A 17,309-nucleotide genomic window follows, 5' to 3' on the forward strand; every position below is an offset into this window, starting at 1 on the left:
GTAGCACCATGAGTCTGCGACTGGCTGGTAAAAAGATCGTTCTGGGCCTGACCGGTGGCGTAGCCTGCTACAAAATCGCAGAATTGACACGGGCGCTGGGCAAAGCCGGTGCCAAAGTGCAGGTGGTGATGACAGAATCAGCAACCCACTTCATCACCCCGGTGACCATGCAGGCCCTGTCTGGCAATACCGTGTATACCGACCAGTGGGATGCGCGCATCAGCAACAACATGCCGCACATAGACCTGACCCGTGATGCTGACGCCATCGTCATTGCGCCATGCAGTACCGATTTTATCTTCAAGCTGGCCCATGGTGCCTGCAATGATTTGCTATCCACCTTGTGCGTTGCCCGCCCGGCCGACCTGCCGCTGCTGGTTGCCCCCGCCATGAATGTGGAAATGTGGCAAAACCCCGCCACCCAGCGCAATGTGCAACAGATCAAGGCCGATGGCATACACCTCCTTGGCCCCGCTGCCGGCGACCAGGCCTGTGGTGAAACCGGCATGGGCCGCATGCTGGAACCTGCACAGTTGCTGGCCGAAATCATCGCAGCCTTCCAGCCCAAGACACTGGCTGGCAAACATGTACTGATCACCGCCGGCCCCACGTTTGAACCGATAGACCCGGTACGCGGCATCACCAATCTGTCATCTGGCAAGATGGGTTATGCGATTGCCCAGGCCGCCTGGGAAGCCGGTGCCATTGTCACCCTGGTTTCTGGCCCCACCGCGCTGGATGCGCCCTATGGCGTGCGCCGCATACAAGTACAGACTGCACAGCAAATGCATGATGCTGTGATGGCACAACTGGCGCCGTCGGCACAACATAGGCAGGACATCTTCATCGCCGTTGCCGCCGTTGCCGACTGGCGCGTCGCCAATGCCAGCGCGCAGAAACTGAAAAAAACCTGCGACAGTGATACGCCACAATTGCAATTTGCCCAAAACCCGGACATTCTGGCAGCCGTAGCCGCCCTGCCCGATCGCCCTTACTGCGTAGGCTTTGCCGCCGAATCAGAAAACCTGTTGCAATACGGTGCCGCCAAACGCCTCAAGAAAAATATCCCGCTACTGGTTGGCAATATCGGCCACCATACCTTTGGCAAGGACGACAATGAGCTGGTGCTGTTTGACGAGCAAGGCCATACTGCCCTGCCGCGCGCAGACAAACACACCCTGGCCCAGAACCTGGTAGCTGAAATCGCCTTGCGTACCAGCCTGATTTAATTCTTCCATTCATGCCCAGGGGCCAGCGTCCTTCGGGCATTATTTTTTGCTCAATACCATGAAAAACATAGACCTGAAAATCATCGACAGCCGCATGAAAGACTTGCTGCCCGCCTACGGCACCCCCGGCAGCGCCGGCCTCGACCTGCGCGCCTGCATCGATGCCGCCATCACCATTCAGCCCGGCCAGACGGTGTTGATTCCCACCGGCCTGGCCATCCACATCGCCGACCCCGGCTACGCCGCCATGATCTTGCCACGCAGCGGCATGGGCCACAAAAACGGCATCGTGCTGGGCAACCTGGTTGGCCTGATTGATTCCGACTACCAGGGCCAGTTGATGGTATCCACCTGGAACCGCGGCCAGTCAGAATTCACGCTGCAACCCATGGAAAGACTGGCCCAACTGATCATCGTACCGGTGTTGCAGGTGGGTTTTAATATCGTTGATGAATTTGGACAGAGTGAGCGTGGTGAGGGTGGTTTTGGGAGTACGGGTAAGCATTGAGGATGGTGGCTGGGTTCGGCCTGTGCCGGACTTTTGTAATGCATGCTTTTTGTCGCAACTTGCAAGTGCCACGGTGAACAAGTCTGGGCAAGTTTTTACTCCTTCTCCTTCAAGGAGAAGGCGGGGATGAGGATGGGTTTCTTCCGATGTGCGGCAATCATGTTTACGTCGCTGTAGCGGCGTTCGTTGCATGCCGTACTTTGATTTAAACGATTGCTCTTCGTGGATACAAGCCGGGTCTCGGCCCGGCAGCCGAATTCCTTTCTTTGCTTCGCCAAAGAACGGAATCAAAGAAAGGCGACCGCAGACTCTCCCTTCGGGTGCTTACGCTACGCTTCAGCATAATTTGTGCATCACAAAAAATGGGAATATCCGCAACTCGCTTCGCTCAGACATCGGCTCTTCTAATTCCATTTTCTGTGAAGCACAAATTACATCGTCCCAAGCGGATGAGAGTCAAAAACAACCTCAAAAACAACTGCAACAGCAAAGTCAAAACCAACGTCAACACAACCGCATTCATATTTATTTGAATGACATCGATTAACCATGGTGTTGGTGTTGCAGTTGCTTTTGACTTTGTTGTTGATTTTGACGTTGTATTTGTCTTTGACTCTCTTCCGCTTGGGACGAAGCCATTTGTGTAGTGCAGAAAATGGAAAAAGAAGGTCCGATGTTTGAGCCGCAGGCGAGTTGCGGACCTTCCCATTTTTTGTGCTACATAAATGGGCACTCCCGCAGGGAGCGAGTCTGCGGTCGCCTTTCTTTGATTCCGTTCTTTGGCGAAGCAAAGAAAGGAATTCGGCTGCCGGGCCGAGACCCGGCTTGTATCCACGAAGAGCAATCGTTTCAATCAAAGTACGGCACAAAAACAACGCCACTGGAGCGCCAGCCCGGTAGCCTCCAGCCTGCGCTGGAGCGACGCTGACAGGATTGCCGTCATTCAATCGCAACGTCAATCTGGCGAAACAGCGCAGTGGCTTGGTGCCCTCAAGCCAGCGTCGCCAACGCCGCCAGCAATTTCCCCTTTAACTCCTCATTTTTCAATTCCTGCTTCTCCACATCAAAATTCTCATAAAAGGTCGGCACTGACAGGCTGGCCTTTAATTGCCCGCCAAAGAATGGTGCAGAGGTCGTGGCGGATGCCAGGACGCTGGCGCCGCCGCGTGCGCCGGGGGATGTGGATAGCATTACCATGGGCTTACCCTGGAACACCTTGCCATTCGCGCGGGAACACCAGTCAAACAGGTTTTTATAGGCAGCGCTGTATGAACCATTGTGCTCAGCGAAGGAAATCAGGATGGCGTCGCTATTGGCGATCTTGTCCAAAAAAGCCAGGGCCAGTGCGGGCTTGCCGAGATCGGCTTCTTTGTCAACGCTGAACAGCGGCAATTCATAATCATTCAAGTCCAGTACTTCTACTTCGGCACCGGCAACCAGGTGGGCGGCATAGGTGACCAGTTGTTTGTTGACGGATTTTTTACTGCTGCTGGCAGCGAAGGCGAGTAGTTTCATGATGGCTTCCTGGTAAAAATGAGCAAATGAGAAAAATAATCAAAAAATCTGGATGGTTCAGTTTTTCAGTGGTGTCAGGTCATCGGCACCGACATAGCCCGACAGCACGCCTTCCAGCACGAATGAAAATTTCAATTCGGCTTTTTTACCATTAGCTATCACCAACGGCATAGGTGGGCGTTGCAGCATATTGAACAATGTCACCATGCCGAAAAATAAGCGCGCATGAAGCTTTAACGGTGCCTGCATAGGAAGCTGTTGCCTGATGAAGAGTGGATGACATGAGCCCATCACATCTCCATGAAGAAATATGAGGAAGTCGCTAAAAACCGATGCAATGTTACGCAAAAAAATTATATCAAATATAATAGTTTTCATCCGTTTTTTTGCAGTGCAACATCATGCAATGCAGGATGCTTGCTTTGGAATTACAATCCATGGCAAAACCAGTTTTCATGTCTGTTCATGCTTGCCGGATACCTCACTCCGGCTTCTATATCAGACTCATCCGGAAAGGACCATGCATATGAGTGTCATCAGCCTGATCATCAGCCCGCGCGTCAAGAATCTTGGCGATTTTACTGTTGGCCGCGTGCTGCCATTTGCCAAACGGCATATGGTAGGCCCGTTTATCTTCCTGGACCATATGGGTCCAGCCGAATTTGAAGCCGGACATGGCATGGATGTACGCCCGCATCCGCACATAGGCCTGGCGACAGTGACTTATCTGTTTGAAGGCAATATGTACCACCGTGACAGCCTGGGTTCAGAACAGGAAATACTGGCAGGTGCCGTCAACTGGATGACGGCCGGGCGCGGCATCGTGCATTCTGAGCGCAGCAGCCCGGAACAGCGTAGGCAGAACCGTACCCTGCATGGCTTGCAGAGCTGGGTCGCGCTGCCGAAAGAATTCGAAGAAGTGGAACCAGAGTTCCATCACCATGCGGCAGACACCCTGCCCACATTTGACATCGGCCAGGTGGCACTGAAGCTGATCGCCGGTTCTGCCTATGGCCACACGGCACCGGTAAAAATATTCAGCCCGCTGTTTTATGTGGAAGCCAAAATGCCCGCTGGCAGCCAGTTGCAGGTGCCTGCCGAATACGCCGAGCGTGCCCTGTACCTGATATCAGGCGAATTGCGTATCGGTGATGAAACCATACAGCAGCGCAGCATGCCCGTGTTTGAAGAAGGTGCAGCAGTGACCATCACCGCCAGCAGCGATGCCCACCTGGTCTTGCTGGGTGGTGCCACACTGCCTGAGCAACGTTATATTTTCTGGAATTTTGTATCGACCTCGGAAGCGCGCATCGAGCAGGCCAAAGATGACTGGAAAGCGGGCCGCCTCGGCAAAGTACCTGGCGACGATGAATTTATCCCGCTTCCAGACTAAGAACCATCAATAGCAACAGGAACAAGACCATGACCGAAAAGACCATCTCTGCCCATGTCATCGAAACCGGCGAAAGTAATTTTGCTGTCGATATCGCTGTATCCGGCCACCACATCAAAGGTGACGAGCCGCTGGATGTGGAAGGGGGCAACCTGGGCCCTGCCCCGTATGACCTGCTGACCGCAGCACTGGGCGAATGTACTGCCATCACAGTGCGCTGGTATGCCCGCCAGCACGCCTGGCCGCTGGACAAGGTGGAAGTCAAACTGACCCATCACAAGGAAGGCGTGCAGGATATATTCACGAAAGAAGTCATCCTGCAGGGTGCAGAATTGACCGAAGAGCAGCGCACCCGCCTGATTGCCATCGCAGCAAAATGCCCGGTACACAAGACCATCACCAGCTCACCGACGATTATCACCAGCGCGGGTTGACTACCAAGTTGAACCCAGAAATAAAAAAACAAAAGCAAAAAGCAAAAGCCCGGCGCATAGCCGGGCTTTTGCTTTGCTTACTTTTCCACTGACAGTGGCTTATTTTTTCATCTTGCGGCTGCGTCCTGCTGATTCCCGCAAGATGGTGTAGTTCCAGTCATCGCTGTGCGAGCCGCTTGCCGTCTTGACGGATACGCGAAACATGTCGCCGTCACCCTTGACCCGGATACCGGACGCCGTATGCTTTTTGCTGGCATCCATGCGTTCATACACATCGATTTCTACTTCATTACCTTCGAGTGCCGTCTGCGATAACACGGCATCGATGGTCTTGGTTGTATATTCCAGTATATAGGTGGGAAGTTTCAAGCCAGCCATACTTGTCTCCTTTGCGCATAGGTGTGCAACCCTTGCTCATTATTGTCTGGAAGGCCCCGCACGTGCTTTGATCGTAAACACGTTTAAGCACGTGCGGGGTGTGTAGCAATTTATTCGACTTCAACCACCTCTTGCGATGTTTCTGGCGGAGTTGCATCGCCTTCAGAAAATTCCAGTTTGATCTGGTCTTTGTCATCCAGGTCAACAATCACGCGACCACCTGTCACCAGCTTACCGAACAAAAGTTCATCCGCCAAGGCTTTACGTATCATGTCCTGTATCAAACGTGCCATAGGACGGGCACCCATGAGTGGATCAAAGCCTTTTTTACCCAGGAATTTACGCAAATTATCCGTGAATGTCGCTTCGACTTTTTTCTCGTGCAATTGCTCTTCCAACTGCATCAGGAACTTGTCGACCACACGCAGGATGATTTCTTCATCCAGTGCACGGAAGCTGATGATGGCATCCAGACGATTGCGGAATTCAGGCGTAAACATGCGCTTGATATCCGCCATTTCATCACCGGCTTCTTTACTGTCATTGAAACCGATAGAGCGTTTCTGCAGGCTTTCAGCGCCGGCATTGGTGGTCATGATGATGATGACGTTGCGGAAATCGGCCTTGCGACCGTTGTTATCCGTCAACGTGCCATGGTCCATGACCTGCAACAGGATGTTGAAGACATCCGGATGGGCTTTTTCAATTTCATCCAGCAACAGCACGGCATGTGGTTTTTTGGTGATGGCTTCAGTCAGCAAACCACCCTGATCAAAACCAACATAACCCGGTGGCGCGCCAATCAGACGGCTGACGGCATGCCTTTCCATGTATTCCGACATGTCGAAGCGTATCAGTTCTATACCCAGGGTGAACGCCAGTTGCTTGGCGACCTCGGTCTTGCCGACGCCGGTAGGACCGGAGAACAGGAAAGAACCGATAGGCTTGTCTGTCTTGCCCAAGCCGGCACGTGCCATCTTGATGGCAGATGACAGCGCTTCAATCGCAGGTTCCTGACCAAAGACCACGTTTTTCAGGTCGCGGTCTATGGTGCGCAGCTTGCTGCGGTCGTCCTGATTGACAGTCTGTGGCGGAATACGGGCGATTTTCGAGATGATGTCTTCGATATCGGCCTTGCCTATGGTTTTCTTTTGCTTGGACTTGGGCAAAATGCGCTGTGCCGCACCAGCTTCGTCGATCACGTCGATGGCCTTGTCAGGCAAATGACGGTCATTGATGAAACGGGCAGACAGTTCAGCCGCAGTCGCCAGCGCCGATGCAGAATACTTGACGTTGTGGTGTTCTTCAAACTTGGATTTCAGGCCACGCAAAATCTGCACGGTTTGTTCCACGGTTGGTTCATTGACATCAATTTTCTGGAAACGACGTGCCAGAGCGTGGTCTTTTTCAAACACACCACGGTATTCTGTATAAGTTGTCGCACCGATGCACTTCAACTGGCCACTGGACAGCGCCGGTTTCAACAGATTGGATGCATCCAGCGTACCGCCCGATGCCGAACCGGCACCGATGATGGTGTGGATTTCATCAATGAACAAGATGCCGTTGGGCGTGTCTTTCAACTGTTTCAGCACACCTTTAAGGCGCAGCTCGAAATCACCACGGTATTTGGTACCGGCCAGCAAAGCACCCATGTCCAGTGAATAGACGACGGCGTTATTCAAAATATCAGGTACATCATTTTGGGTGATGCGCCATGCCAGGCCTTCGGCGATGGCAGTTTTGCCAACACCGGCCTCACCCACCAGCAGCGGGTTGTTTTTGCGGCGACGACACAGAATCTGGATCACGCGCTCTAGTTCGCTGTCACGGCCGATCAGTGGATCAATCTTGCCTTCGGCGGCAGCCTTGTTCAGGTTTTGCGTGAACTGGTCAAGCGGGTTTTCCTTGACCTGGGCTTCGGCAGCGTTTTCTTCGTTACCCTCTGGCGATTTAGCCGGTTCGTTGTGACTGTCCTTGCGCACGCCATGCGAAATGAAGTTCACAACGTCCAGGCGTGTCACGCCCTGCTGATGTAAATAATACACAGCATGAGAATCTTTTTCGCCAAAGATGGCAACCAGCACATTGGCACCGGTGACCTCTTTCTTGCCATTCGATGCCGACTGCACATGCATGATGGCCCGCTGGATCACGCGCTGGAAACCCAGCGTTGGCTGGGTATCGACTTCACTGGTACCTGGAACGGTAGGTGTATTGTCGGTAATGAAATTACCCAGGGTTTTGCGCAAATCGTCAATATTGACAGCGCAAGCCCTCAAGACTTCCGCTGCGGAAGGGTTGTCCAGCAAGGCCAGCAATAAATGCTCAACCGTGATGAATTCATAACGAGCCTGCCTGGCCTCAACAAAGGCCATATGCAGACTAACTTCCAGTTCTTGCGCAATCATACTTCCTCCATCACACATTGCAGGGGGTGTCCTGCCTTACGGGCGTGCGTTAAAACGAGTTCCACTTTGGTCAGCGCAATATCCTTGGAATAAACGCCACATATCCCTTTGCCATCCCTGTGCACCTTGAGCATGATCTGCATGGCAGTTTCACGATCCTTGTTAAAATATTCTTGTACGATAGCCACCACAAATTCCATAGGAGTGTAGTCATCATTCAATAAAATCACCTGGTACATGGAAGGCGGCTTTAGCTTCTGAGCCTGACGTTCCAGTATCGTACCGTTTTCTTGCTTGTTTCCCATACGTATATTCTAGTACGTTGATTCAGTCCAGAGACAAATAATAAGCGAATAAAACCAGCTTAATTCTCGCCCTGATCAAATGTTACGCGCTTTCCGCTTTTCTCGCAGATGGTGATTAATTCCCATAGATCAAGTTTCTTTTAAAAATCTATTTATTTCCGTTTAATTTACGGGATTTTCTTGTCATTAAGTAAAAATACAACAGTACGGCATGACTAGTGCATTTGTAACCAAAAGTTTCTTGACTTTAGCTTTTTTTCCGCCAAGAATGATATTTATTGACAAGATAAGTACTAAATTGTCAATATGAAGTGAGCAGGTCAAGGGGGAGGTAGCATAGTGCTAGGTTTCTTGCTTTTACGGCTCGTGTGATTAGTTTCTATTTGAAAGATGCATTATGGCAACAGGTACCGTCAAGTGGTTCAATGATTCCAAAGGTTTCGGCTTTATCACTCCGGATGACGGCGGTGAGGATTTGTTCGCCCACTTTTCCGCAATCCAGATGAACGGCTTTAAGACCCTGAAAGAAGGTCAAAAAGTAACGTTCGAAGTCACGCAAGGCCCTAAAGGCAAGCAAGCTTCCAACATCCAAAATCCTTAATACCGATTTTGGCTTTATGAAAAACCCCGCCCAGGCGGGGTTTTTTTTCACCTGCTGCCCGCCTGCATTCATTTTGCCTTAAATCCGGTTCAAGGCTACAGTAGAACTCCTTTTGATTGTAGCGGTACCCGGAACCCGATTTGCTTCATGAAACTCAGGTATAAAATCATCCTGCTGGCGGTTGCGCCCTTCCTGTTGTCCTTTGCCGGGATAGCGGTAGCCGTGTTTTATCAGGCAACCTTTCTCGCCAAGCAGCAAAGAAACACGGTCGAACAAGCTTACCTGGCCAGCAAGGAAGCCGAACTCAAGCATTATGTCACCCTGGGCACAGCGGCCGTTTCCCATCTTTACAACAGCAAACAACAAAGCCCGGCCACCCGCGAAGAAGCCAAGAAGATTCTGGCAGCATTGGATTTTGGCGACGATGGTTATTTTTACATCTATGACATGCAGGGCAAAAACCTCATGCACCCGCGCCAGCCCGACCTGGTCGGCAAGGACTTATGGGACATGACTGACCCACAAGGCAATTTCACCATCCAGGATTTGATCAACAAGGCCAAATCCGGTGGCGGTGCCATCCGCTACATGTGGGAAAAGCCATCCATGCACAAAGTCATGCCCAAGCTCGGCTATGTGGTCATGCTGGAACAATGGGGCTGGATGCTGGGCACCGGCATTTACCTGGACGATGTCGACAACGCCCTCAATAAAATTGACATTCAAGTGGCGAAAAACATACAAAGCACCATGTCCTGGATCGCCGGCATTGCCCTCATCAGCGCCCTGTTGATTGCCTTGTCCGGCCTGGCGCTGAATATCAGCGAATCGCGGCTGGCTGAAGCCAAGCTCAAAGTGCTGGCGCAAAGCGTGGTCAGCTCGCAGGAAGATGAACGCGCCCGCCTGTCGCGTGACCTGCATGACGGTCTCAGCCAGTTGCTGGTATCGATCAAGCTGCAGATCGAATCCGGCCTGGTCAAGCTGGGCCAGAACAATGGCAACCCGGACGCCGCCAAGACTTCCTTCGTGCGTGCCACCGACCAGCTTAACGAAGCCCTCAGCGAGGTGCGACGCATTTCCCACAACCTCCGCCCTGCACTGCTCGATGATTTGGGCGTGGTGGCCGCATTTGGGCACCTGGCGGACGAATTTGAAAGCGCCACGTCCCTGCCGGTCAGCTTCCATGCCGAAGGTGATTTCCATGCGTTGAGTGAAATCAGCAATACCGTGCTGTTCCGGGTGGCGCAAGAAGCGCTGACGAATATCCACAAACATGCAGAAAAAGTCAGTCATGTCGATATGCAACTGAATTGCGAAGGTAGCAGCATCTGCCTCATCATTACCGATGACGGCAGCGGCTTTGACATCAAGGGCGTGGCCAACCACCCGCACCGCGGCATAGGCCTCAGCAATATGCGCGAACGACTGGCCGCCATCAACGGCAGCCTGGAACTACAATCAAATATTGACGGCACCACCGTCATCGCCCGCATTCCGAACGGAGAAGACACATGACCGACCAACAAACGGTCCAGCCACTGCTGACAGAAGCTGCACCAGACAGCGCCAATCAACAGCCAACCCAGGTCCACCTGCTGCTGGTAGATGACCACCCGCTGGTCAGGGATGGTCTGCGTGCCCGACTGGAAACCATCGCCACGATCCACGTCGCTGGCGAAGCCGGTAACGCCGAAGAAGCGCTGGCCATTGCCGCCTCTACCAAGATCAACCTGGTGCTGATGGATATCAACCTTGGAACAGGGAATGGCATCAGCCTGACGGCCCGTTTCAAGGCCGACTACCCGGACATTGCCGTCATCATGCTGTCCATGCATGAAAAGGCAGAATATGTGAACCAGTCCATGCAGGCTGGCGCGCGTGCCTATGTCCTGAAAGATGCCCCGGCGGTGGAAATCATTGAGGCTATCGACACCGTCATTGCTGGCGGCACGTATTTCAGTTCCGGCCTGAAAAAACAGAGCGGCACACCCGACAACAACCAGATACTGACACAGCGGGAACAAGATATATTAAAAAGCATCGCCACCGGCAAATCCAATAAACACATCGCCAATGAACTGGGCCTGAGCGTCAGGACCGTGGAAACCCACCGACTGAATATCAAGCGCAAGCTCAATATCGAGGGGCAGGCGGATTTGATACGGTATGCTCTGAATAATGTGATTGCGTGAAAATCCTATTTCACGTACTTTGAAACTGATCATCCATTGGAACCAAAGAACAAACCGCCCCTCAAGGCGGTTTGTTCGGTTTACTTCTTCTTGTACGCTTCCAGTGCACGGGTTCTATCGTCCAGTCCTTCTTTTTCTACATCGAGCAAGCCTTGTCTTGCGGTATTGATCTGCCTGACCAGACCGTTATATTGGTTCAGATCCTGGTCAGTGTCGAACATCAGGCTACCCGCTTCGAGTTTGATTTTGCCAAAGCGACTTTCACACAAGGCTAGCACCTGTTTTTTCAGTTCCAGAAACGACCGCAAATATTCATTGCGGCGTATCCGGCGATCAAGGATGTCTTCCATGGTCTTTTTATTGTCAGCCACAATTTCCTGCCTTTGCTGCGGCGTCATGACGATTCTTTCTACCGCTTCGGTATAGGTCGCGCGCAAGCTGTCGAAGCGTTTTGAATTATTGTCGAACATATTTTCCGCTGCCAACAAGGTCAGATTGCCTTTTTCCAGCCCCTCACGCGAGGTCAAACTTGCTGGCAGCAAGACATCGCCAAGGTTTATGGCTTTCATCTCTTCAGAAAATTGCATATTCTGTTTGAGATTGGCGCGCAGGTAGTCGAAAGTCAGGCGTGCCTCCTGGTCAAAAAATCGCAGGCCAGTCAGCGGAATACGCTCAGATAACTTGACGTTTTCGCCCAGCTCCTCTTTTTCAAGTTTGAGACTTATTTCCATCAACTCGGCAATCGATTTGCGAGCCTGGCGTATGCGGGCCTGCATTTCATTCTTGGACCAGTTACCCAACTCTTCTTCACGTTCATTCTGACTGTTTCTCAATGCATTGATCATACTCAGGACCGTGGGTGTCGCACGAAATTCATTCAAGGCCTTGCGGTCGGCGATGGGCAATTTATTGAATTCAGCTTTCGCGGCATCCAGGTTTTGATTCGTCTGGATTTGCCACAGGCGAGTAGAAATCCTGCCTATCGGCTTGGGTAATTCCTTCAACAGCTTTTGCGCATAGTCAGACGACAAATACTTGGCAAGCACGGTGGAGGTATGCAGATTAATGGCATCGACGGTAAAAGGCCGCATGAAAATTTCCTGATCCATATACGTCTCAGGCTTTGCTCTGTTATTGGTTTCCACTCCACGCCGGATGGAATTCTGTATCCCCTGGTCTAAACCGAACATACGCACAATTTGCTGTACATCCTCGACCCGGGCCGGAGTGGTGATGGGTATCACCGCCGCTTCAACAAACGAAGCCAGGCAAGACGAACAAGACAAGAACAACATTATTAATAATCGCCACGCAGACATTTTCATTCCCTCATTTATTTTATAATTTTTGATTTTTTTAGGACTGACGCAAAACCGCCACAAAGCGTTGCAGCTCCTGGCCGTACTAAATATTTTTATTACTTTACTTATTTTTCTTCAGTCGCTCTGCTTCAACCTCTGCCAACGGTCTGTATTCAGCCGTCAACATTCCTTTTTCAACAGATCGCTGCATATACACCATGGCCTTGATTTTGTTGCCGTTGATGATATTGAGTTGCGCGATATAGAAATAAGCTTCTGCCAGGGCGGCATCCAACTCATCTCCAGTACGCTTGTGCACCTGATGCAATACCTGGTCTTCTGATTTTCCGCCGGTATTGGTCGCTGCCAGCATGTCATAGAGCCAGTCGTCACCACTGTCTGTCGTGCTTGCCAGGGTAGCTTGCGGATTTTGGCGTTTCAGCGCCAACTGACGCAGGATATCGGCACGTAATTTGCTGCGACTGGTATTGCTTTGATCAAAGCTCAAGGCAAAACTGTCGGCTGCTTCACGCCATTTTGCCAGTGCGAACAAAGACATGCCCCTCAGCATATGAATATCGCCATCGGCAGGGGCTTGCGCCAACAAACGCCCGGCATCGCTTTCGCTATTCTTGAAATCACCAATCGCAAAATAAATTTTTGCACGGCAGCGTAACAACACCTGGGCATCCAGTGCTTCTTTTTGCAGGGCCTGCAAATCGGCATTGGCTTCAGATTTTCTTCCCATGCGCGCATAGGACAAGCCGCGCTCACATAAAGCGATGCCGGCATTGCTGCTGTTGGCGCGTGCCTCATTGATGAGCCGGGTCTTGCTACGAATGTTTTCTTCCAGTTGCTCACTTATTTTTTGTTTCAGCGGCAGGTCGGCGACGGGCTTGCGGTCAGCGGCTTCACGCACATCTGTCTTGCGTACATTCGCCGCGCCTTCCATCATAGCGCCAAATTTGCGCGTATCTGCCATATACTCGACCACTTCCTGCGGCGCTACCCGGTCTTTCAAGGTGCGCAGTTCTACGGAAGCCCGGAACACATTCCCTTTAAACGTCAACACCTCGCTGGCCTGGAATGCCGGGTTGTCTATCTTTGAAGTCGATGGCGTGTAATTCGCATTGATTTCTTCTGGCAGGCTGATTTCCAGCTCATACCGAATCAATGGCGTAAGGCCAGCCACCACCAGTGGCTGGGTGCGCTTGGGGTTTTCTGGCAAGACAAAACGCTCACGCATATTCGATGCCTGATAACGCAATTGCCATCCAGCAGCAGTCTTTTCCAGCATGCCGGGGATCTGGAAACTCAACTCTATGTTCAGGGTGTTGGCCTGGCGGTTGTCTGACACGGTCGGCCCGGATCGCAGCTCGGCATTCGGATAGCGCCGCAAAACGGAAGCAATATACCCGTTCTTGACCTGGTCCCTGGTCTGGCTGGCCAGGTAGTGACGCACCTGTTCTGCCTCAACCCCAGAGTATTGGTGGATAAGCTGGAAATCTGCGAGCCCGTCCAATTTCTGCAGGCGGATTTTCTCTACCCTGCCGTTGATAGTCTGTGTGCCTTCGTCTTTTTTCGGGACGGTGGCCAGATCGCGCGTCTCTTTTTGAATCACCAGCACTTCCGCCCCTTCATGTACTTGGCCCATATTGGTCAGGGGGCCATACTGAGCCGCCCGGGTCGGGTCCAGATAGTAGGTCTTGCCATTCACCCTGGCCCGGACTATTGCATGATCAAAGGCCATCGGTGTGGGCAGCATTTTTCCGGCCAGTCTTGGATTGGTGGCAGAAATCAATACGGGTGACGCCTCTATACCCAGCTTGCGCAAAATGGTCACCAGCAACAGGGATTTATCTTTGCAGTCACCATAACGACGCGACAAAACCACGTCCGGAGGGAAAGGTTTATGTGAATTTTCACCGATGGAAATCGACAGATAGCGTATCTCGTTTTGTACGTAGGCCAGGGCCTGCTGCACCGTTTCATCGGAATTGGCTGCACCACGCAAACCGGCAACGACTTTTTCGACATCGGCGCTGGTGCTGCTCACATCAAACAGGTTTTGCGCCCATTGGCTCACTTGCTGCCATTGTGAAAATTCTGAAAACTGTATCGCCCGGAACTGGAGTACGTCACGCGGAACATATGGTTCATACTCGATCGCTTTCATGGGGCCGGCAGAAAAGCTCATGATTTTGCGACCAGCGACTTGTTCTTCCCTGGTCTGGATAGCGCCGTTACCCTGTCCTATCACCCGATAATTGATAGGTCTGCTGATGGGTGAACTCAGGCGCACACGCTTGCGCAAGGTGGGAAAACTGTTATCCCACAACATGGTTTGAAAGAAGTTCCCGTCAAAGACAGGATTCTGCCCCGTCGTCGTATAGGCAATATCAACAATATCACCCACCCGTATATCGTCGATCACGATAGAGGCAGTGACAGAACCGGTGAAGATGCCAGAATCGAGATCACTCTCCATTTGCAGAAAACGGATGTCGGCAGTCGTGGTCTTGTCAAACATGGTGGCACCGCGCAATACCCGCACGCTGTGCAGGCCAACCCGCTGGTATTCGGAGTGAAAAGGGATTTCTATCCTGCCCACCTGGGTCAGCATGGATGCTTCATTCACCTGCGTCATGCGATGGATATAGGTGCTGGGCTGCTTGTCGACATATACCTGGACGTCGGACAGGCGAATCACCAGCGGTGCTGTGGTGCCGGCATCCGCGACCTGTTTTCCCTGGTCTTGCTCAACCCAGGCCGGAACAGCCTCGCCGCGCGTCAGGTTTTTTTCAAAGCGTTGCGGATCTTGTGATTTACCTGTACCAGGATTATCCGTTTGGGCTGCATGCACCAGGCCATTGCATAGCAATACCAGAAAAACTGCACAACAGGCAAAGAGGAAGCCGTTGTCGAACTGTTGATTCAGTCTGCAAGATAGTCTTGTCAGAGATGCCGCTTCAGTTGCTTTTTTGCTTGTTTTGTATGGCGTCATAAGTATGCAAGGAATGGTTCACTGGCTTGAAAGACCAATCAAGAAAAGCGAGTGGCATTATTGCAAATTACTGCAAATTGTTACGATCAACAGCCATAAAAACACAGACCTGTATGGTCGTGCCGGGGTCCCGAAGCCATGATCCAACAATCTATGCCTGCTCTGAAAACCAACTTCGAGATTTGTTTGTCAGGATAATTTTATCAGAATGGAATATGCACAGGTAAAAACTAGCCCCCAGCAAAAAGCCCCCTGTCTTGCGACAGAGGGCTTTTTGTTGTTGCTTTCCTTGCTAGTGATACGACTTGCAGCAAGCCGTATCAACGCATTGGAATTTACATGTTTTCGATCATGACATCGCCGAAACCGGAGCAAGACACTTGGGTCGCGCCTTCCATCAGGCGGGCGAAGTCATAAGTGACTTTCTTGGCTGTGATGGCTTTTTCTGTAGCGCTGATCAACAGATCGGCGGCTTCCAGCCAACCCATGTGGCGCAACATCATTTCTGCGGACAAGATCAGGGAACCTGGGTTCACATAATCTTTACCGGCATACTTAGGTGCTGTACCGTGGGTTGCTTCAAACATGGCGATAGAGTCAGACAGGTTGGCACCTGGGGCAATACCGATACCGCCAACCTGGGCTGCCAGCGCATCAGAGATATAGTCACCGTTCAGGTTCAGTGTAGCGATCACGCTGTATTCTGCGGGACGCAACAGGATTTGTTGCAAGAAGGCGTCAGCGATGGAATCCTTGACAGTGATTTCTTTGCCTGTTTTAGGATTCTTGAATTTGCACCATGGGCCACCGTCGATCAGTTCTGCACCGAATTCTTTTTGTGCCAAAGCATAAGCCCAGTCACGGAAGCCACCTTCGGTGTACTTCATGATGTTGCCTTTGTGGACGATAGTCACGGATGGCTTGTCATTGTCGATAGCGTACTGGATCGCTTTGCGTACCAGACGTTCTGTGCCTTCACGGGATACTGGCTTGACGCCGATACCAGAAGTTTCAGGGAAACGGATTTTCTTGACGCCCATTTCTTCGGTCAGGAACTTGATCAGTTTTTTAACCTGGTCAGAGCCTTCAGCGAATTCAATACCGGCATAGATATCTTCAGAATTTTCACGGAAGATGACCATGTCTGTTTTTTCTGGCTCACGCACTGGGGAAGGCACGCCTTTGAAATAACGCACTGGGCGCAGGCAGACGTACAGGTCCAGCTCTTGACGCAGGGCCACGTTCAAAGAACGGATGCCGCCGCCAACTGGCGTAGTCAGTGGGCCTTTGATGGAAACAACGTAGTCTTTCAAGACTTTCAGTGTTTCTTCTGGCAGCCAGACATCAGGGCCATAGACTTTAGTGGATTTTTCACCGGCATAGATTTCCATCCAGCTGATTTTGCGCTTGCCTGCGTAGGCTTTCGCTACGGCCGCATCAACGACCTTGATCATGACCGGGCTGATATCAACACCAGTGCCATCGCCTTCAATGAAAGGGATGATAGGATTGTCAGGAACATTCAGCGAAAAATCAGCATTGACGGTAATTTGTTTACCTTCAGCAGGTACTTGAATATGTTGATACATCGTTTTCTCCGTAGTTGGGCGATCAAGCGGGTCGCGCTTTTCTCTTCATTTGTCTTGCATGCCCATATGTTGCCGGTCGTCAATTTGACTGATCCAGCAGATCAGGACAGCATGACTTTTGCATTAACTCTTCTATAAGACACAAGACCATCATTTCGTATTATGCACTACTATTTTACTGTATGCCATCAGTTTGTCAGCTTTGCTGGCACCAAGGCAGCCGGATTCATGCTGCAAGCCTGCCTTCGGCAATCTCCATCATAGTCCTTATGTGGCCCGAAGCTAGACTTGTATGCAATAAACCGGTCCCAGAGCGCATCATTGGCCGGTACATTATATAAAAAATTGCAAACTAACAACATATGCCTGCATGGATGTTAAGATTAATAAATTCTTAATATTTTTGATATACGATCATTAAAACCCTGCAGAAGCCAGGAACGATCACT

General features: G+C 51.4%; 16 protein-coding genes. 7 read left to right on the top strand and 9 right to left on the bottom strand.

The genetic code is table 11. From position 1 onward, the window contains the following. Window positions 1-14 precede the first annotated feature (14 nt). A complete protein-coding gene (gene coaBC, locus ACO0LM_RS18260) occupies window positions 15-1,229 on the top strand; it encodes a bifunctional phosphopantothenoylcysteine decarboxylase/phosphopantothenate--cysteine ligase CoaBC (protein WP_423038783.1) in 1,215 nt (404 codons plus the stop codon). Between the two features lie 58 nt (window positions 1,230-1,287). Then, window positions 1,288-1,737: a dUTP diphosphatase gene (gene dut, locus ACO0LM_RS18265; protein WP_422988414.1), complete on the top strand. Its 450-nt coding sequence runs from the start codon at window positions 1,288-1,290 to the stop codon at window positions 1,735-1,737. 431 nt (window positions 1,738-2,168) lie between these two features. Here dut and ACO0LM_RS18270 read toward each other — a convergent pair whose 3' ends face one another. Genes ACO0LM_RS18270 through ACO0LM_RS18280 form a run of 3 tightly spaced genes read right to left on the bottom strand, consistent with a single transcriptional unit; the run spans window position 2,169 to window position 3,630 of the window. After that, window positions 2,169-2,684 (bottom strand): hypothetical protein, encoded by a 516-nt coding sequence (locus tag ACO0LM_RS18270; protein WP_423038689.1) that lies wholly within the window; start codon window positions 2,682-2,684, stop codon window positions 2,169-2,171. 43 nt (window positions 2,685-2,727) lie between these two features. Further along, window positions 2,728-3,252: an NADPH-dependent FMN reductase gene (locus ACO0LM_RS18275; protein ID WP_423038691.1), complete on the bottom strand. Its 525-nt coding sequence runs from the start codon at window positions 3,250-3,252 to the stop codon at window positions 2,728-2,730. A 57-nt stretch (window positions 3,253-3,309) separates the two neighbouring features. After that, a complete protein-coding gene (locus ACO0LM_RS18280) occupies window positions 3,310-3,630 on the bottom strand; it encodes a hypothetical protein (RefSeq protein WP_423038693.1) in 321 nt (106 codons plus the stop codon). Window positions 3,631-3,778: 148 nt separating this feature from the next. On the opposite strand from ACO0LM_RS18280, the gene ACO0LM_RS18285 reads away from it, so the two are divergent. Beyond that, window positions 3,779-4,645, top strand: a complete 867-nt coding sequence (locus ACO0LM_RS18285) for a pirin family protein (protein WP_423038785.1) — start codon at window positions 3,779-3,781, stop codon at window positions 4,643-4,645. A 29-nt stretch (window positions 4,646-4,674) separates the two neighbouring features. Continuing rightward, on the top strand, window positions 4,675-5,079 hold the full coding sequence (locus ACO0LM_RS18290) for an OsmC family protein (RefSeq protein WP_423038695.1): 405 nt from the start codon (window positions 4,675-4,677) through the stop codon (window positions 5,077-5,079). Between the two features lie 99 nt (window positions 5,080-5,178). On the opposite strand, the gene ACO0LM_RS18295 is transcribed toward ACO0LM_RS18290, so the two are convergent. From ACO0LM_RS18295 to clpS, 3 genes are all read right to left on the bottom strand, one after another. Beyond that, on the bottom strand, window positions 5,179-5,457 hold the full coding sequence (locus tag ACO0LM_RS18295; RefSeq protein WP_423038697.1) for a hypothetical protein: 279 nt from the start codon (window positions 5,455-5,457) through the stop codon (window positions 5,179-5,181). A 110-nt stretch (window positions 5,458-5,567) separates the two neighbouring features. Further along, the gene (clpA, locus tag ACO0LM_RS18300; protein WP_423038699.1) at window positions 5,568-7,868 is read right to left on the bottom strand and encodes an ATP-dependent Clp protease ATP-binding subunit ClpA; all 2,301 of its coding nucleotides are present in this window, start codon (window positions 7,866-7,868) and stop codon (window positions 5,568-5,570) included. Beyond that, window positions 7,865-8,173, bottom strand: coding sequence for an ATP-dependent Clp protease adapter ClpS (gene clpS / locus ACO0LM_RS18305; RefSeq protein ID WP_110257372.1), 309 nt, complete (start codon window positions 8,171-8,173; stop codon window positions 7,865-7,867). The genes clpA and clpS overlap by 4 nt, the downstream gene beginning before the upstream one ends. 397 nt (window positions 8,174-8,570) lie before the next feature. Here clpS and ACO0LM_RS18310 point away from each other — a divergent pair, with 397 nt between their 5' ends. From ACO0LM_RS18310 to ACO0LM_RS18320, 3 genes are all read left to right on the top strand, one after another. Further along, window positions 8,571-8,774, top strand: a complete 204-nt coding sequence (locus ACO0LM_RS18310; protein WP_162021162.1) for a cold-shock protein — start codon at window positions 8,571-8,573, stop codon at window positions 8,772-8,774. 147 nt (window positions 8,775-8,921) lie between these two features. Next, entirely contained in the window at window positions 8,922-10,289 is a 1,368-nt protein-coding gene (locus ACO0LM_RS18315) for a cache domain-containing protein (protein ID WP_423038701.1), read from the top strand. Beyond that, window positions 10,286-10,966, top strand: a complete 681-nt coding sequence (locus ACO0LM_RS18320; protein ID WP_423038703.1) for a response regulator transcription factor — start codon at window positions 10,286-10,288, stop codon at window positions 10,964-10,966. The genes ACO0LM_RS18315 and ACO0LM_RS18320 overlap by 4 nt, the downstream gene beginning before the upstream one ends. An 80-nt stretch (window positions 10,967-11,046) precedes the next feature. Here the strand turns inward: ACO0LM_RS18320 and ACO0LM_RS18325 are convergent, their stop codons facing one another. The 3 genes from ACO0LM_RS18325 to icd form a co-directional block, all read right to left on the bottom strand. Next, window positions 11,047-12,261 (bottom strand): hypothetical protein, encoded by a 1,215-nt coding sequence (locus ACO0LM_RS18325; RefSeq protein WP_423038705.1) that lies wholly within the window; start codon window positions 12,259-12,261, stop codon window positions 11,047-11,049. A 127-nt stretch (window positions 12,262-12,388) separates the two neighbouring features. Beyond that, the gene (locus ACO0LM_RS18330) at window positions 12,389-15,130 is read right to left on the bottom strand and encodes a DUF3857 domain-containing protein (RefSeq protein ID WP_423038707.1); all 2,742 of its coding nucleotides are present in this window, start codon (window positions 15,128-15,130) and stop codon (window positions 12,389-12,391) included. Between the two features lie 476 nt (window positions 15,131-15,606). Beyond that, entirely contained in the window at window positions 15,607-16,860 is a 1,254-nt protein-coding gene (gene icd / locus ACO0LM_RS18335) for an NADP-dependent isocitrate dehydrogenase (RefSeq protein WP_110257378.1), read from the bottom strand. Window positions 16,861-17,309: the final 449 nt, after the last annotated feature.

The sequence above is a fragment of the Undibacterium sp. Di26W genome (genome assembly GCF_049340265.1).
Classification (GTDB): domain Bacteria; phylum Pseudomonadota; class Gammaproteobacteria; order Burkholderiales; family Burkholderiaceae_D; genus Undibacterium.

Bases quoted from the DNA above. Each gene is read 5' to 3' on its own strand.
- clpS (WP_110257372.1), bottom strand. From the start codon at position 8,173: ATGGGAAACAAGCAAGAAAACGGTACGATACTGGAACGTCAGGCTCAG.
- ACO0LM_RS18280 (WP_423038693.1), bottom strand. From the start codon at position 3,630: ATGAAAACTATTATATTTGATATAATTTTTTTGCGTAACATTGCATCG.
- ACO0LM_RS18290 (WP_423038695.1), top strand. From the start codon at position 4,675: ATGACCGAAAAGACCATCTCTGCCCATGTCATCGAAACCGGCGAAAGT.
- ACO0LM_RS18325 (WP_423038705.1), bottom strand. From the start codon at position 12,261: ATGTTGTTCTTGTCTTGTTCGTCTTGCCTGGCTTCGTTTGTTGAAGCG.
- ACO0LM_RS18285 (WP_423038785.1), top strand. From the start codon at position 3,779: ATGAGTGTCATCAGCCTGATCATCAGCCCGCGCGTCAAGAATCTTGGC.
- dut (WP_422988414.1), top strand. From the start codon at position 1,288: ATGAAAAACATAGACCTGAAAATCATCGACAGCCGCATGAAAGACTTG.
- icd (WP_110257378.1), bottom strand. From the start codon at position 16,860: ATGTATCAACATATTCAAGTACCTGCTGAAGGTAAACAAATTACCGTC.
- ACO0LM_RS18320 (WP_423038703.1), top strand. From the start codon at position 10,286: ATGACCGACCAACAAACGGTCCAGCCACTGCTGACAGAAGCTGCACCA.
- ACO0LM_RS18315 (WP_423038701.1), top strand. From the start codon at position 8,922: ATGAAACTCAGGTATAAAATCATCCTGCTGGCGGTTGCGCCCTTCCTG.
- clpA (WP_423038699.1), bottom strand. From the start codon at position 7,868: ATGATTGCGCAAGAACTGGAAGTTAGTCTGCATATGGCCTTTGTTGAG.
- ACO0LM_RS18275 (WP_423038691.1), bottom strand. From the start codon at position 3,252: ATGAAACTACTCGCCTTCGCTGCCAGCAGCAGTAAAAAATCCGTCAAC.
- ACO0LM_RS18295 (WP_423038697.1), bottom strand. From the start codon at position 5,457: ATGGCTGGCTTGAAACTTCCCACCTATATACTGGAATATACAACCAAG.
- ACO0LM_RS18310 (WP_162021162.1), top strand. From the start codon at position 8,571: ATGGCAACAGGTACCGTCAAGTGGTTCAATGATTCCAAAGGTTTCGGC.